Origin of the sequence: Streptomyces sp. NPDC002467, assembly GCF_042889825.1 — a bacterium.
Taxonomy (GTDB): domain Bacteria; phylum Actinomycetota; class Actinomycetes; order Streptomycetales; family Streptomycetaceae; genus Streptomyces.
In genome coordinates this window covers 31684-45787 of sequence record NZ_JBIARJ010000009.1, presented here as the reverse complement: position 1 = coordinate 45787, position 14104 = coordinate 31684, and the positions used below count along the sequence as shown (strand labels likewise).

The 14104-nt window shown below is 73.0% G+C and carries 12 protein-coding genes; 7 read left to right on the top strand and 5 right to left on the bottom strand.

Translation table 11 applies throughout. The features are described 5' to 3' along the window. Positions 1 to 567: 567 nt before the first annotated feature. A complete protein-coding gene (locus ACFYYJ_RS19760) occupies positions 568 to 1701 on the top strand; it encodes a hypothetical protein (RefSeq protein WP_385364770.1) in 1134 nt (377 codons plus the stop codon). Positions 1702 to 1777: 76 nt separating this feature from the next. Next, complete coding sequence (locus ACFYYJ_RS19755; RefSeq protein WP_385364768.1) at positions 1778 to 2869, top strand: phosphotransferase family protein; 1092 nt, start codon at positions 1778 to 1780, stop codon at positions 2867 to 2869. A 37-nt stretch (positions 2870 to 2906) separates the two neighbouring features. On the opposite strand, the gene ACFYYJ_RS19750 is transcribed toward ACFYYJ_RS19755, so the two are convergent. Next, complete coding sequence (locus ACFYYJ_RS19750; RefSeq protein WP_385128787.1) at positions 2907 to 3365, bottom strand: hypothetical protein; 459 nt, start codon at positions 3363 to 3365, stop codon at positions 2907 to 2909. Between the two features lie 217 nt (positions 3366 to 3582). On the opposite strand from ACFYYJ_RS19750, the gene ACFYYJ_RS19745 reads away from it, so the two are divergent. The 4 genes from ACFYYJ_RS19745 (at position 3583) to fxsA (ending at position 7609) form a co-directional block, all read left to right on the top strand. Next, on the top strand, positions 3583 to 4023 hold the full coding sequence (locus tag ACFYYJ_RS19745; protein WP_328303565.1) for an Lrp/AsnC family transcriptional regulator: 441 nt from the start codon (positions 3583 to 3585) through the stop codon (positions 4021 to 4023). A gap of 131 nt (positions 4024 to 4154) precedes the next feature. Next, positions 4155 to 5783 carry an amidohydrolase gene (locus ACFYYJ_RS19740; protein ID WP_389134072.1) on the top strand — a complete coding sequence of 543 codons (1629 nt, stop codon included), beginning with the start codon at positions 4155 to 4157 and terminating at the stop codon, positions 5781 to 5783. Between the two features lie 301 nt (positions 5784 to 6084). Beyond that, positions 6085 to 6897 carry a polyprenol monophosphomannose synthase gene (locus tag ACFYYJ_RS19735; RefSeq protein ID WP_385129796.1) on the top strand — a complete coding sequence of 271 codons (813 nt, stop codon included), beginning with the start codon at positions 6085 to 6087 and terminating at the stop codon, positions 6895 to 6897. 115 nt (positions 6898 to 7012) lie between these two features. Next, positions 7013 to 7609, top strand: coding sequence for an FxsA family membrane protein (fxsA, locus tag ACFYYJ_RS19730; protein ID WP_385129794.1), 597 nt, complete (start codon positions 7013 to 7015; stop codon positions 7607 to 7609). Between the two features lie 118 nt (positions 7610 to 7727). On the opposite strand, the gene ACFYYJ_RS19725 is transcribed toward fxsA, so the two are convergent. From ACFYYJ_RS19725 to ACFYYJ_RS19715, 3 genes are all read right to left on the bottom strand, one after another. Next, entirely contained in the window at positions 7728 to 8102 is a 375-nt protein-coding gene (locus ACFYYJ_RS19725) for an RNA polymerase-binding protein RbpA (RefSeq protein WP_007262928.1), read from the bottom strand. Positions 8103 to 8414: 312 nt separating this feature from the next. Continuing rightward, on the bottom strand, positions 8415 to 9824 hold the full coding sequence (locus ACFYYJ_RS19720) for an MFS transporter (protein WP_389134068.1): 1410 nt from the start codon (positions 9822 to 9824) through the stop codon (positions 8415 to 8417). Between the two features lie 68 nt (positions 9825 to 9892). Then, a complete protein-coding gene (locus ACFYYJ_RS19715) occupies positions 9893 to 10663 on the bottom strand; it encodes a glycerophosphodiester phosphodiesterase family protein (protein ID WP_385365701.1) in 771 nt (256 codons plus the stop codon). A 192-nt stretch (positions 10664 to 10855) separates the two neighbouring features. Here ACFYYJ_RS19715 and ACFYYJ_RS19710 point away from each other — a divergent pair, with 192 nt between their 5' ends. Then, positions 10856 to 12358 (top strand): PLP-dependent aminotransferase family protein, encoded by a 1503-nt coding sequence (locus ACFYYJ_RS19710; RefSeq protein ID WP_385365700.1) that lies wholly within the window; start codon positions 10856 to 10858, stop codon positions 12356 to 12358. Positions 12359 to 12419: 61 nt separating this feature from the next. Here the strand turns inward: ACFYYJ_RS19710 and ACFYYJ_RS19705 are convergent, their stop codons facing one another. Further along, on the bottom strand, positions 12420 to 14051 hold the full coding sequence (locus tag ACFYYJ_RS19705; protein WP_389134065.1) for a hypothetical protein: 1632 nt from the start codon (positions 14049 to 14051) through the stop codon (positions 12420 to 12422). Between the last annotated feature and the right edge of the window lie 53 nt (positions 14052 to 14104).

The following is a 14104-nucleotide window of genomic DNA, read 5'->3' as shown; positions in this document are numbered from 1 at the left end:
ACGCGACACCGAGCCCACGGGTAATCCCCTGCACACCCCGGGTATCCGTTCGAGGGTTCCCCGGGGTGGTATGAGGGGGCGGGGGCGGGGGCGGAGAGGGGGCGAGGGCGAGGGACGGGAACCCTTGTCCGACTGGCCGGGGCGCCGACCACCCCCGCTCCGGGCCTCGTGCCGCCCGGTCCTCCGTCTGCCTCCGTCGGCCCCTGCCCCACCCTTCGCCGACGCCGCTCGCCGACGCCGCTCGCCGACGCCGCTCGCCGGCGCCGTTCGCCGGCGCCGTTCGCTGACACCGCCCGCTGGCGCCGTTCGCTGACACCGCCCGCTGACACCGCCCGCCGACGCCTCCCGCCGGCGCCGCCCTGCGTCAACACCCTGCGGCGTGTAGTGCCGACATGTCAGAGCGTGCCAGAACTCTGGCCCACGGCGCACTTTCTGACGTACCGTCATATCCGCTTGAGGTGCACTCCCCGCACCGCACCGCACCACTCCACACCGCACCACTCCACACCGCATCACTCCACCGCACCCACACCACCGCAAGTCCCACCCCCGCGCAGGAGGTTCGCCATGCCCGCCGACCGGCCCATCGGACTGGACGAGTACCCGATCCACCAGGCTCCGCTGTCGATGAAGCACGTCGTCAGCGGTGACCGGAACGCCTACGACCGTTGCATCTTCCACGTCTTCGACCACGCCGGCCGCGCCGTTCTGATCCTCGGCCTCGGGGTGTACCCCAACACCGGGGTCATCGACGCCTACGCCACCCTCCGCATCGGCGACGAACTGCTCGCCGTCCGGGCCTCCGACGCGCTCACCGACGATCGGATGAACCTCGCCGTCGGGCCCCTCTCCATCACGGTCGACGTTCCGCTCAAGCAGCTCACGCTGCGCTGCGCCGCCGATCCGGACGACCCGGACGGGCTCTCGTACGACCTCACCTGGACCGCCGAGTTCCCCGCCGTCTGGGAGCCCCACCACACGCAGCGGCGCGGTGACCGGCTCATCCTCGAAGGCCGCCGGTTCGTCCAGGCCGGCAATGTCACCGGCACCATCCGTGCCAAGGGTGAGGAGTTCACCGTCACCCCGGGGGAGTGGACCGGTACGCGGGACCGGAGTTGGGGCGTGCGCCCGATACCCGGGGAGGAGGGCGGTCGCGCCGCCGAGGAGTACCGGCCCGAGGGCTTCCACTGGCTCTGGATCCCGGTCCGCTTCGAGGACCGCTTCGTCATGGTCATCGCCCAGGAAGACGCCGATGGCCACCGGGCGCTGAACGAGGCCGTACTCGTCTTCCCCGAAGGCAGCGGCCGCCACGACGTCCAACTCGGCTGGCCGCAGACCGAGATCCGCTACCGCCCCGGCAGCCGGCACCCCGAGAGCGCGGTGGTCCACCTCACCGATCCGGCCCGCAAGCCGCTCGAACTCGGCGTGGAGATCCTGAACTCATCCCCGCTCGCCGTCGGCGCCGGCTATCCGCCCGCCGGGGACTGGCAGCACGGCAGCTGGCAGGGCCGGGGCTGGACCGACCGGCGCGTCTACGACCTCTCCGACCCGAGCGCGCACCCGATGGCCGCCTTCGGGGTCACCGACCACTCGGCGCGCTTCGTCCTCGACGGACAGGTCGGCCACGGCATCTTCGAGCACGGCAGCTTCGGGCGCCACGACCCCAGCGGCTTCGCCGACTACTCGTCCGTCGCCCAGTAGGAGCAGGGGCCGGACCAGGGTCGGAAACAGGACCGGCATCAGCATCAGCATCAGAACAGGGAAGGGGCCCACCGCCATGGCAACCGCTCCACGTCCGCGCACCTCCACCCGCGAGCCCGAAGAGCTCGGCCGTCGCCTCGCCGCCTGGCTGGACACCCGGCTCCCCGGGGCGAAGGTCACCAACGTCTCCGTCCCCGGCTCCAACGGCATGTCCAGCGAGACCCTGCTCTTCGACATAGAGCACCCCGACACCCCGCTCCGCGCCTGCGCGCTGCGCCTCGCCGCGGATCCGGCCGCCTACACCGTCTTCCCGTCGTACGACATGCCGCGGCAGCACCGCGTGATGAGTCTGGTCTCCCGGCACACGGACCTGCCCGTCCCGTCCGTCCAGTGGCTGGAGGAGGATCCGGAGCCGCTCGGGGCGCCGTTCTTCGTGATGGCCCGGGCCGAGGGGAGGGTCCCGCCCGACGTCATGCCGTACACCTACGAGGGCAACTGGCTGCACGCCGCGACCGACGCCGAGCGCGCCGTGCTCCAGGAGGCGAGCATCTCGCTGCTGGCGCGCCTGCACGACCAGTTCCCGGCAAAGGAGGCGGAGTTCCTGCTCCCCGAGGGCGAGGGCAGCCCGCTGCGCCGTCACGTCGACGCCCAACGCGCCTACTACTCCTGGGTGGTGGAGGGCCTGGCCCCCTCACCGCTCATCGAGCGGGCGTTCGCCCGCCTGGAGGAGCTGTGGCCGCAGGACGAGGGTCCGGCGGTGCTGAACTGGGGTGACGCCCGCATCGGGAACGTCGTCTACGACGGGTTCACGCCGGCGGCCGTCCTGGACTGGGAGATGGCGGCGTACGCGCCGCGCGAGGTGGACCTCGGCTGGACGGTCTACCTGCACCGGTTCTTCCAGGACCTCACCGTGGGCTTCGGCCAGCCCGGCCTGCCGGACTTCCTGCGCCGTGAGGACCTGGAGCGCAGGTACGCCGAACTCACCGGGCACACGCCGCGGGACATGGAGTTCCACACCCTCTACGCGGCCCTGCGGCACGGGATCGTGATGCTGCGCATCGCCTACCGGCAGGCGCACTTCGGCGAGGTCGAGATCCCGGAGAACCCGGACGGCCTGATCCTGCACCATGCCAGTCTGGCCGCCATGGTGCAGGGAACGTACTGGTAGACCTGCGCCGGGGCGAGCGCGCAGGGGGCCGGTGCCCTCAGGCCGCCTGCGCGTGCTGCTGCTGCGTCTGCGGCGGGACCGGCCGCATCAGCCGGACGGGACGGGAGCCCGGACCGCCGACGTGCGAGAAGGGCTGCGTCCGCCAGTCCAGCCCCTGGGGCAGGGCCAGGAGCGCCACGGACTCGATCTCCTGCACGTCCAGCGACTGGAACGCGCCGACACTGGCCAGCGCGTCGGCGGCGGGCCGTCCGGTGCCGGCGCACACCGTGAGCCCGAAGGGGTTCCACGGGGTGAGGCAGAGCGCGTGCTGCGGCAGGTACTCCTCGTCCGCGACGAGGGCGATCGACTGGCCGCAGTCGGGGCAGATCGCGTGGCGGATCTCGAACCCCTCGCCGTCTTCGAGGTATTCGGCGTCTTCGGAGAACGCGCCCTCCTCGCCGTCGACCTGTTCGAGGGGCTCCGGTTCGGTGCGACCGGCGCGCGTGTTGTTCAGCATGGATGTACTCCCCCTTGGGTGGGCCGGGCGGGCAGGTTCTTCGGCCACGGCCACAGCAAGCACTTCCCGCCACGCGGCACGAGTAACCGCGACACGACCCCGTACGCCTGCGTGACCCTGTGGCCTTCGTCACATGCCCGCCGCAGATGCCTCCAGTGGGTGGACAGCACTGGGCCAGGAGCGCCCTTGGGCCTTAGGTTGAGCGGCTATGAGCGCAATGGAGGAGCTGGACCGCCAGATCGTTGATCTGCTCGTGCGGGACGGGCGGATGAGTTACACGGATCTGGGCAAGGCCACCGGACTGTCCACGTCGGCAGTCCATCAGCGAGTACGCCGGCTGGAACAGCGCGGGGTGATCCGCGGCTACGCGGCGGTCGTCGACCCCGAGGCCGTCGGCCTGCCGTTGACGGCCTTCATCTCGGTCAAGCCGTTCGACCCGAGCGCCCCGGACGACATCGCCGAACGGCTGTCCGGCGTACCCGAGATCGAGGCCTGCCACAGCGTCGCGGGCGACGAGAACTACATCCTCAAGGTCCGGGTGGCGACCCCCCTGGAACTGGAGGACCTCCTGGGCCGCCTGCGGGCCCTCGCGCACGTCTCGACGCGTACGACCGTGGTCCTCTCCACCCCGTACGAGGCCCGCCCGCCCCGCGTCTAGTCGCGCGGCCGGGGACCTCTTCCGCCCCACTCGCCTGCGCCCCCGCCCGTGCGGGTGGGGGAGCGCCGCCGCGGGCTCCCGCCGCGCACCCGCGTCCGGCCGGGCCCGGCGGAGGGGCGAGACTGTTCCCCATGACTGACCGCACCGCCAACTCCGTCGACGCCGCCGGAGCATCCCCCCGTACCGTCCTCCTGCGCGGGGGCGAGGTACACAGCCCCGCCGATCCCTTCGCCACCGCGATGGTCGTCGAGCAGGGCCGTGTGGCCTGGGTCGGCTCCGAGGGCGCGGCCGACGCCTTCGCCCAGGGCGTGGACGAGGTCGTCGACCTCGACGGCGCGCTCGTCACGCCCGCCTTCACCGACGCGCACGTCCACGCCACCTCCGCGGGGCTCGCCCTCACCGGACTGGACCTGACCGGCGCCCGGTCCCTGGCCGCCGCACTGGACCTCGTACGGGCCTACGCCGCGAGCCGCCCCGCGGACCGGGTGCTCCTCGGGCACGGCTGGGACGCCGCCCGCTGGCCCGAGCGCCGGGCGCCGCGCCGGGCCGAGCTCGACGAGGCCGCCGGGGGCCGCCCCCTCTACCTCAGCCGCATCGACGTCCACTCGGCCGTGGTCACCACCGCCCTGCTCGACCTCGTCCCCGGGGTGCGCCCCGCCGGCGACGAGCCGCTGACCCGCGACGACCACCACGCCGTACGGCGGGCCGCCCTCGCCGCCGTCACCCCGGCGCAGCGGGCGGAGGCCCAGGCGGCCGCCCTCGACCGGGCCGCGTCCCTCGGCATCGGCTCCCTGCACGAGTGCGGCGGGCCCGACATCTCCTCCCCCGAGGACTTCACCGCCCTGCTCGCCCTGGCCGCCGAGCGGCCCGGGCCGCGCGTCTTCGGGTACTGGGCCGACCGGGACCTCGCCCTGGCCAAGGAGCTCGGGGCGGTCGGTGCCGCCGGTGACCTCTTCGTGGACGGGGCCCTCGGTTCGCACACGGCCTGCCTGCACACCGCGTACGCCGACGCCCCGCACACCGGCACCGGCTACCTGGACGCCTCCGAGGTCGCCGAGCACGTGGCCGCCTGCACCGAGGCGGGCCTCCAGGCCGGTTTCCACGCCATCGGGGACGCCGCGATCACCGCCGTGGTCGAGGGGGTGCGGGCGGCTGCCGAGAAGGTCGGCCTGGCCCGCGTCCGCGCCGCCCGGCACCGGGTCGAGCACGCCGAGATGATGACCCCGGCCACCATCGCCGCCTTCGCGGAGCTCGGGCTGACCGCCTCCGTCCAGCCCGCCTTCGACGCGGCCTGGGGCGGCGAGGACGGCATGTACGCCGACCGCCTGGGGGCCGAGCGCGCCCGCACCCTGAACCCGTACGCGGCGATGCTCAAGGCGGGCGTCCCGCTGGCCTTCGGTTCGGACGCGCCGGTGACCCCGCTCGACCCGTGGGGCACCGTGCGCGCGGCCGCCTTCCACCGGACGCCCGAGCACCGGATCTCCGTACGGGCCGCGTTCACCGCCCACACCCGGGGCGGCTGGCGGGCGCTGGGCCGGGACGACGCGGGGGTGCTGGTCCCCGGCGCCCCGGCCGACTACGCCGTCTGGCAGAACGCCGCACTGGTCGTGCAGGCCCCCGACGACCGGGTCGCCCGCTGGTCCACCGACCCGCGCTCCGGGACCCCCGGGCTCCCCGACCTGAGCCCCGGATCGGAACTGCCGGTGTGCCTGGCCACGGTGGTCGGCGGACGTGAAGTATTCGTACGCCCACAGGGGTGATGCGGCGGTCCTCGGTTCGGTACGGGCGGTCCTACCCGGATAGGTTCGGCCGGGTCCACCACAAGGACGTCCGTGCCGGACGGAGCCGTCTGCTCAGCGCGCCCGCGCCTCGGGGGCGAGGGAAGGTTTCGCCGGCCGGGGGTCCCGCCCACTCCGACGGAGCCCGGGGGAGGGTGGTCCCGGTTCGGGGCCGCGCGGTCCAGTAGACAACGGTCACGGCGGCCCGCAGCCGGCGGGAGTCTGACCGGCCCGAAGGACCGCGTGCCCCGATCACTGTTCTAGAGTCGTTTCCTGCGACCGGATGTACAGGACGTGCGCGAGCACAAAAGGGGACTCAGTGAGCGACGGCGGACAGCGGACCTACGGACCGCTCGGTACGGCCTTGGTGATCATTCCGACCTACAACGAGGCGGAGAACATCGGGCTGATCGTCGGCCGCGTCCGCGCGGCGGTGCCCGAGGCCCACATCCTGGTCGCGGACGACAACAGCCCCGACGGCACCGGCAAGCTCGCCGACGAACTGGCGGCCGGCGACGACCACGTGCACGTGCTGCACCGCAAGGGCAAGGAGGGGCTCGGCGCCGCCTACCTCGCGGGCTTCGTCTGGGCCCTGGAAGAGGGCTACGGCGTCATCGTCGAGATGGACGCCGACGGCTCCCACCAGCCGGAGGAGCTGCCCCGCCTGCTCACCGCGCTCACCGGCGCCGACCTGGTCCTCGGCTCCCGCTGGGTGCCGGGCGGCCGCGTCGTGAACTGGCCCAAGAGCCGGGAGTTCCTCTCGCGGGGCGGTTCCACGTACTCCCGGCTGATGCTGGACGTCCCGATCCGCGACGTGACGGGCGGCTACCGCGCCTTCCGCCGCGAGACGCTGGAGGGGCTGGGCCTGGACGAGGTGGCCTCCGCGGGCTACTGCTTCCAGGTCGACCTGGCCCGCAGGGCCGTGCAGAAGGGTTTCCGCGTGGTGGAGGTTCCCATCACCTTCGTCGAGCGCGAGTTCGGCGACAGCAAGATGAGCAAGGACATCGTGGTGGAAGCCCTGTGGCGCGTCACACAGTGGGGCGTGAAGGCGCAGGCGGCCAAGCTCCTCGGCAAGGGGCACCACCCCAAGCCCTGACGGGCCCGCCCCGACCCGCCCGGTCCCGACGAGCTCGGCCCCGACCTGCCCCTAGGGGATGTCCGGTACCTCCGGCTGAGGACACTTTTACACCGGCCCAGGCACACTGGACGGTATGACGACCGGCACTGGATCCCTGCGGACGGGCACTTCGACGTCCCCCCGGCGGCGCTCGCCCGCCCGTACGTTCCTCCCCCTGGCGGTGGCCGCCTGGCTGATCCTGGAGATCTGGCTGCTCAGCCTGGTCGCGCAGGCCGGCGGCGGCCTGGCCGTCGCCTTGGTGCTCGCGGCCGGGATGGTCCTCGGCGCGGTGGTCATCAAGCGGGCCGGGCGGCGTGCGTTCAAGAACCTGGCGGACACCTTCCAGCAGGCTCAGCAGGGGCAGCAGCCCACCCCGCAGCAGCCCGGCCGGGGCAATGGCCTCACCATGGCCGCTGGACTGCTCCTGATGATGCCCGGCCTGATCTCGGACGCGGCCGGCCTGCTCCTCCTGCTGCCGCCCGTACGCTCCTTCGTCGCGCGCAGGGCGACCCGCTCGTTGGAGCGCAAGATGGCCTCGACGCAGGCCGGCGGCTTCGGTGACGCCTTCCAGCAGGCCCGCATCCACTACCCCGACGGCAAGATCGTCCAGGGCGAGGTCGTCCGAGAGGACCGGCCCGGCGACCGGGACCAGGGCCCGGACACCACCTACCGCCCGCCGATCGCCCCGTAGGGCGCCGCGGGGCCGTGAGAAGGCCGGACTGAGAGGGCGAGACGACGAAACGCCGAGGGGCCCGCCACACGATGTGTGGCGGGCCCCTCGGCGTTTTCCTTGGTACAGCGCCCGCAGACTACGCGGACTTGCGGCTGTCCCGCGGATGCACGGCAATGTTCATGGCGCCGGAACGAAGGACCGCAAGCCTCTCGGCCAGCACTTCCTCCAGCTCCTCGCGGGTGCGCCGCTCCATGAGCATGTCCCAGTGCGTTCGCGCGGGCTTGCCCTTCTTCTCTTCGGGCCCGTCCCCGTCCACCAGGAGTGCCATGGCGCCGCACGCCTTGCACTCCCACTCCGGCGGAATTTCTGCCTCAACCGAGAACGGCATCTCAAATCGATGTCCGTTCTGGCATGCGTACTCCACCGCCTGGCGCGGGGCCAGATCGATGCCGCGGTCCGTCTCGTAGCTGGTAACCACGAGGCGCGTACCGCGGAGAGCTCGCTCACTCATGAATCGTGCCTCCCGGGCTTGTCGCCCACAGGACAGGTGTCGCTGTCGTCGTCATCCGGTCAACGTCCGGTCGGCGGTATTGATTCCCGATCCGGGTCATGCGTCGCCCGTCGTGCCGCCCCTTGTTGTACCCACCAATGCCCGTTTTGTCACATCTGGCAGCAGATGTCACCCAACGTCCACGCTTCTTGAGCGCGCAGTAACGGTCCGCCTGGCAGGCCAAAGGCGTACACTACCGGCCCTTTGCTTCAACGTCTAAATTCGTTCGGAATTCGTTCGTGGATACGGGCCGTGCGCGCTCGCGGACCCCTCTCAGATCCGCTCGGGTACAGGATTGCCTGCCGCCTCCACCGCGCGCCGCACCGGCACCCTGGCGAGCAGCACGAAACCCAGTGCGAAGAAGACCACGAGCGAGATGATCGCGTCCCGGTAACTGCCCGTGAGCTGGTACGTCAGGCCGAAGACGAGGGGGCCGACCCAGCTCAGCCCGCGGTCGCTCATCTCGTACGCCGAGAAGTACTCGGCCTCCTTGCCCGCCGGCACCAGGTGCGAGAAGAGCGAGCGCGACAGCGCCTGGCTGCCGCCGAGCACCAGTCCGATCATCGCGGCGAGCGCGAAGAACCACACCGGGGTCCGGGCCGGGAGGAAGTAGCCGGCCGCCAGCGTCAGCGCCCACGCGGCCAGCGAGCCCAGGATCGTCCGCTTCGCGCCGTACGTGACCGCGAGCCGGCCCATGGCCAGCGCACCGGCCACCGCGAGGATCTGCACCAGCAGCACCGCCCCGATGAGGGTGGACTGGTCCAGCTTCAGCTCCTCCGAGCCGTAGATGGAGGCCTGGGAGATCACCGTCTGCACGCCGTCGTTGTAGATCAGGTACGCGAGCAGGAAGGACAGGGTCAGCGGGTAGCGCCGCATGTCCTTGAGGGTCGCGACGAGCTGCTTCCAGCCGCTGACCGCCGGGCCCTCGCCCGGCTCGCGGACCACCTTCCGGTCCCGCAGCCGGCGCAGCGGGATCAGCGCGAACGCCCCCCACCACAGTCCCGCGGAGGCCAGGCAGATCCGTACCGCCATGCCCTCGGTGAGGCCGAAGGAGTCGTGGCCCATGTAGAGCACCAGGTTCACCACGAGCATCACGGAGCCGGCGGTGTAGCCGAAGGCCCAGCCGCGCGAGGAGACCGTGTCGCGCTCGTCCGGGGTGGAGATCTGCGGCAGGTAGGCGTTGTACAGCACCATCGAGATGGACAGCGCGGCGTTCGCCACGACCAGCAGCAGGCCGCCGAGCAGATAGCGCTCACCGCCCAGGAAGAACATCCCGGTGGTCGCCGCGGCGCCGACGTAGGCCGCCACGGCCAGCATCGGCTTCTTGCGCCCGCTCCGGTCGGCGATCGCGCCCACCATCGGCATCAGCAGCACGGCCAGGATCACCGAGGCCGAGACCGCGTACGCGAAGAAGGAGCCGGCCCGCACCGGGACGCCCAGCGGGTGGACGAAGCCCTCGGCGTCGGCGGCGGCCCGGGCGATCGAGGTCAGGTAGGGCCCGAGGAACACCGTGAGCACGCTCGCCGAGTACACCGACACGGCGAAGTCGTAGAAGTACCAGCCGCGCTGCTCGCGCTTGCGCGCGGCCGCGTCGGCGAGCGCGACCGCGTCGGCCGTCGCCGTGGTGCCCGATCTGCCGTCGTCGGCCCCGGATTCCGCTTCGTCCTCGGTCTGCGCACTCATTCGGTGCCCCCTCGCTGGTCCCCGTACCGCACGGCCCGCCGGAGCCCGCTCGGGCACCTCGGGCCGTGTCAGGCCCAGGCCCCGCGCTCGTCCAGCACCGTGCGCAAGATGTCGATCCGGTCGGTCATGATGCCATCGACTCCCAGGTCCAGGAGAGCCTCCATGCGTTCCGGTTCGTTCACGGTCCACACGTGCACCTGGAGTCCCCGTTCGTGCGCGGTGCGTACGAACCTGCGGTCGACCACGCGGATGCCGGCCTGGGTCTCCGGAACCTGCGCGGCCACCGCCCCCACCCGCAGCGCCGCCGGGATGGCGAACGAGCGCAGCCGCAGGCCGAGCACCCCGCGCACGCCGTAGGAGGTCGCCAGCCGGGGGCCGGCGATCTTCGCGGCCCGGGCCACCCTGCTCTCGGAGAAGGAGCCCACGCACACCCGGTCCCAGAGGCCCTTGCGCGCTATCAGGTTCACGAGCGGGTGCAGGGCCGACTCGGCCTTGATGTCGATGTTCCAGCGGGCGTCCGGGAACTCCTCCAGCAGCTCCTCGAAGAGGGCGAGGGGTTCGGTGCCCCCCACCCGGGCCTCGCTGATCCGCTTCCAGGGCAGCTCGGCGATCCGGCCCGTCCCGTCGGTGACCCGGTCCAGCGTGGAGTCGTGGAAGGCGACGAGTTTCCCGTCGGCGCTGGCGTGCACATCGGTCTCGAAGTACCGGTAGCCCGCCTCGGCGGCCCGGCGGAAGGCGGCGGCGGTGTTCTCCAGCCCGTCCGCGGCGCCTCCCCGGTGGGCGAAGGGGATCGGAGCCGGGTGGTCCAGATACGGATGGCGAAGGCGTACGTGCGTCACGCGCGCAGTATCCCCCGCGCGGACCGCCCGGCGGTGACCGGAAGCGGTCGCGCAGCAGAAGATCGGCTCCGGGGAGGCTCTCCCCTGGTGTCGGTGGACTGGTCCGTGGCAGGCTGGGCCCGCAGTTCCCAATCCAATCCCGGCCCCGCTGACACCCGGCCGGGGCCAATCCGATGAAGGTGGACCGGACGCATGGCCGAATGGACCTCGGCGGTCGGCGCCGCACAGCTCGCCCGCCTGATCACCTCGCAGCAGGATCGGCCCGCCGCGCCGGGCGCCCGCAAGCTGCCCGCGTACCGCACCCTCGCGGACGGGATCCGGCTGCTGGTCCTGGAAGGCCGCGTTCCGGTCGCCGCCCGGCTGCCCGCCGAGCGGGAGCTGGCCGGCTCCCTCTCCCTGAGCCGCACCACCGTCGCCGCCGCGTACGAGGCCTTGCGCGGGGAGGGGTTCCTGGAGTCCCGCCGGGGTGCCGGGAGCTGGACCTCCGTCCCCGCCGGGAACCCGCTGCCCGCCCGCGGGTTGGAGCCGCTGCCGCCCGAATCGCTCGGCTCCATGATCGACCTCGGCTGCGCGGCCCTCCCGGCGCCCGAGCCGTGGCTGACCAAGGCCGTCCAGGGAGCCCTGGAGGAGTTGCCGCCGTACGCGCACACCCACGGGGACTACCCGGCGGGGCTGCCCGCGCTGCGGCGGATGCTCGCCGACCGCTACACCGAGCAGGGCATCCCCACCATGCCCGAGCAGATCATGGTCACCACCGGCGCGATGGGCGCCATCGACGCCATCTGCAGCCTCTTCGCCGGGCGCGGGGAGCGGATCGCCGTCGAGTCCCCGTCCTACGCGAACATCCTCCAGCTGATGCGCGCCGCCGGGGCCCGCCTCGTCCCCGTGGCCATGGCCGAGGGGCTGGCCGGCTGGGACATGGACGTCTGGCGCCAGGTGCTGCGCGACTCGGCTCCCCGCCTCGCGTACGTCGTCGCCGACTTCCACAACCCGACCGGCGCGCTGGCCTCCGAGGAGCAGCGCCGGGCGATGGTGGAGGCGGCCCGGTCGGCCGGCACCGTACTGGTCGCCGACGAGACGATGCTGGAGCTCAAGCTGGAGCCCGGTCTGGAGATGCCCCGCCCGGTCTGCTCGTTCGACCCGGCCGGCTCCACCGTGGTCACCGTGGGTTCGGCGAGCAAGGCCTTCTGGGCGGGCATGCGGATCGGCTGGGTCCGTGCGGCCCCCGACGTCATCCGCAGCCTGGTGGCCGCCCGCGCCTACGCCGACCTGGGCACTCCGGTGCTGGAGCAGCTCGCGGTGAACTGGCTGATGCGGACCGGCGGCTGGCAGGAGGCCGTGGGCATCCGCCGCGCGCAGGCCCGTGAGAACCGCGACGCCCTGGTGGCGGCGGTCCGCCGGGAGCTGCCGGACTGGGAGTTCGAGATCCCGCGGGGCGGGCTGACCCTGTGGGCCCGCGCGGGCGGGCTCTCCGGCTCCCGGCTGGCCGAGGTGGGGGAGCGGGTCGGCGTACGGGTTCCGTCGGGCCCGCGCTTCGGTGTGGACGGGGCCTTCGAGGGGTACGTGCGGCTGCCCTTCACGGTCGGCGGCCCGGTGGCCGAGGAGGCCGCCGGGCGCCTGGCCGCGGCGGCCCGCCTGGTCGGCACGGGCGCGGCCGGCGGCAGCGCGGAACCCCCGCGCACGTTCGTGGCGTAGGCCCTCCGGCCCCGTGCGGTACCGGCCGGCCCCGTCCGGCGCTGCGCGGTCCCGGCCCGGATCAGGGCGCCTCGGCCGCCACTTCCGGGATCTCCGCGGTGTCGACGGCCGGGCCCTGCTGCGCGGGCGGCTGCGCCCGGACCGCCTTCGTCAGCGTGACCCGGGCCTCGTCGGCGCCCTGTTCCGGGCGGCGTTCGGGGAGGAGCGCCAGCACCGCCTGGCGGTACGCGGGGTGCGTGGCGTCGTCGTACGGGTCCGGGGTGGAGGGCACCTGGAGCCGGTGGACGGGGCCCGTGCCGAGCCGGGCGTACCCGCGTCCCGGCGGCATCTGCGCGGGGGGCGTGGTGTGCGGCGGCAGGCCCAGTACGTCGGCGATCTGCTGGATCGCGGCGGGCCCGAGCACGATCCGGGCCCGGGTGTGCTGCCAGACGGCGTCGTTCAGCAGCTCCAGGTGGTCGAACTGTTCGGCCACGGCCACCGTGACGTGCGCGGCCCGGCCGTGTCGCAGTGGCACCTGGAGCCGGGCCAGCGGATCGGGGAGCCCTTCGGCGGCGGCGAGGTGGGTCGGCACGCTCGGCTGGTCCAGCAGGATCCACAGGGGGCGCCGCGTGTCCTCGGGCGCGGGACGGCCGGCCTCCCGGGCCCGGTGGGTGGCCACCAGCCGTCGCTCGGTCTCCTGGGCGGCCCATTCCAGGGTGGCCAGCGCCCCGGTGGGCCCGGACTCCACGGCGAGGACGCCGTCGCGGCCGGAGAGGCAGGCGTACTCGCCGCTGCCGCCGCCGTCGATGATCAGTACGTCGCCGCCGTGCCGCAGGGCCTGGACGGCGATCGAGCGCAGCAGGCTGGTGGTGCCGCTGCCGGGCTGGCCGACGGCCAGCAGGTGGGGCTCGGTGGAGCGGGGGCCGGTCCGCCAGATCACCGGCGGTACGTCCCGGGGCTCGTCCCCCTCCAGGACGGGCAGGGTGCGCTGCACGCTGCCGGGGTCGGTGAAGCCGAGGACGGTCTCCCCGGGGGAGGTCACGAAGGGCTGGGCGGCGATGCCCGTCGGCAGCGCCGCCAGCACGCGCAGGTCGAGCTGGTTGCCCTCCTCGTCCCAGTCGAAGAGATACTCCCGACCGCGCCCGGACTTGGCGTGCAGCAGTGCCTCGATCCGGGCCCGCGACGCGGCCTCGCCATCGGTGAAGTAGGCCGGGTAGCGGATGTGGAGCCGGGTGACGCGGCCCGCCTCGTCGAACTCGTAGCCGCTGAAGGCCTTGTCCCACTCCCCGCCGTGGGCGAAGAGCGGACTCGGGTCCTCCGGGATGGAGAAGTACGGCACGAGTGCTTCGTAGAGGGAGCCGAGCCGTTCGGTCTCGGCCTCGCTGGGCCCGGTCTTCACCGGATTGCGGTCGCGTCCCCGCCAGGCCGCCGCCGCCATGAGGGTGATCAGGGCGAGGAGCGGTCCGTAGGGGACGAGCGCGACCACGAGGACGCAGGCGGCTCCCAGGAACAGCGCGGGACCGCGCTTGTCCTTGGGGGTCTCGGCCCATTTGCGCCGCCCGGCCGAGGCCAGGATGCGCAGGCCGCGTCCGATGGTGAGGAGCGGGTGGAGGACGTCCGTGGCACTGTCGGCGGCCGTGCGAGCGAAGTCGCGGCCCCGGACCAGCGACGCGGTGCCGCCCTTGAGGATGCGGGGAAGTGGGCGCCGGGCCACGGGCGTCTCCTGGAGTTGTCGTGTGACGTGTGTTTCGGGTGTGGCTGGTGAAG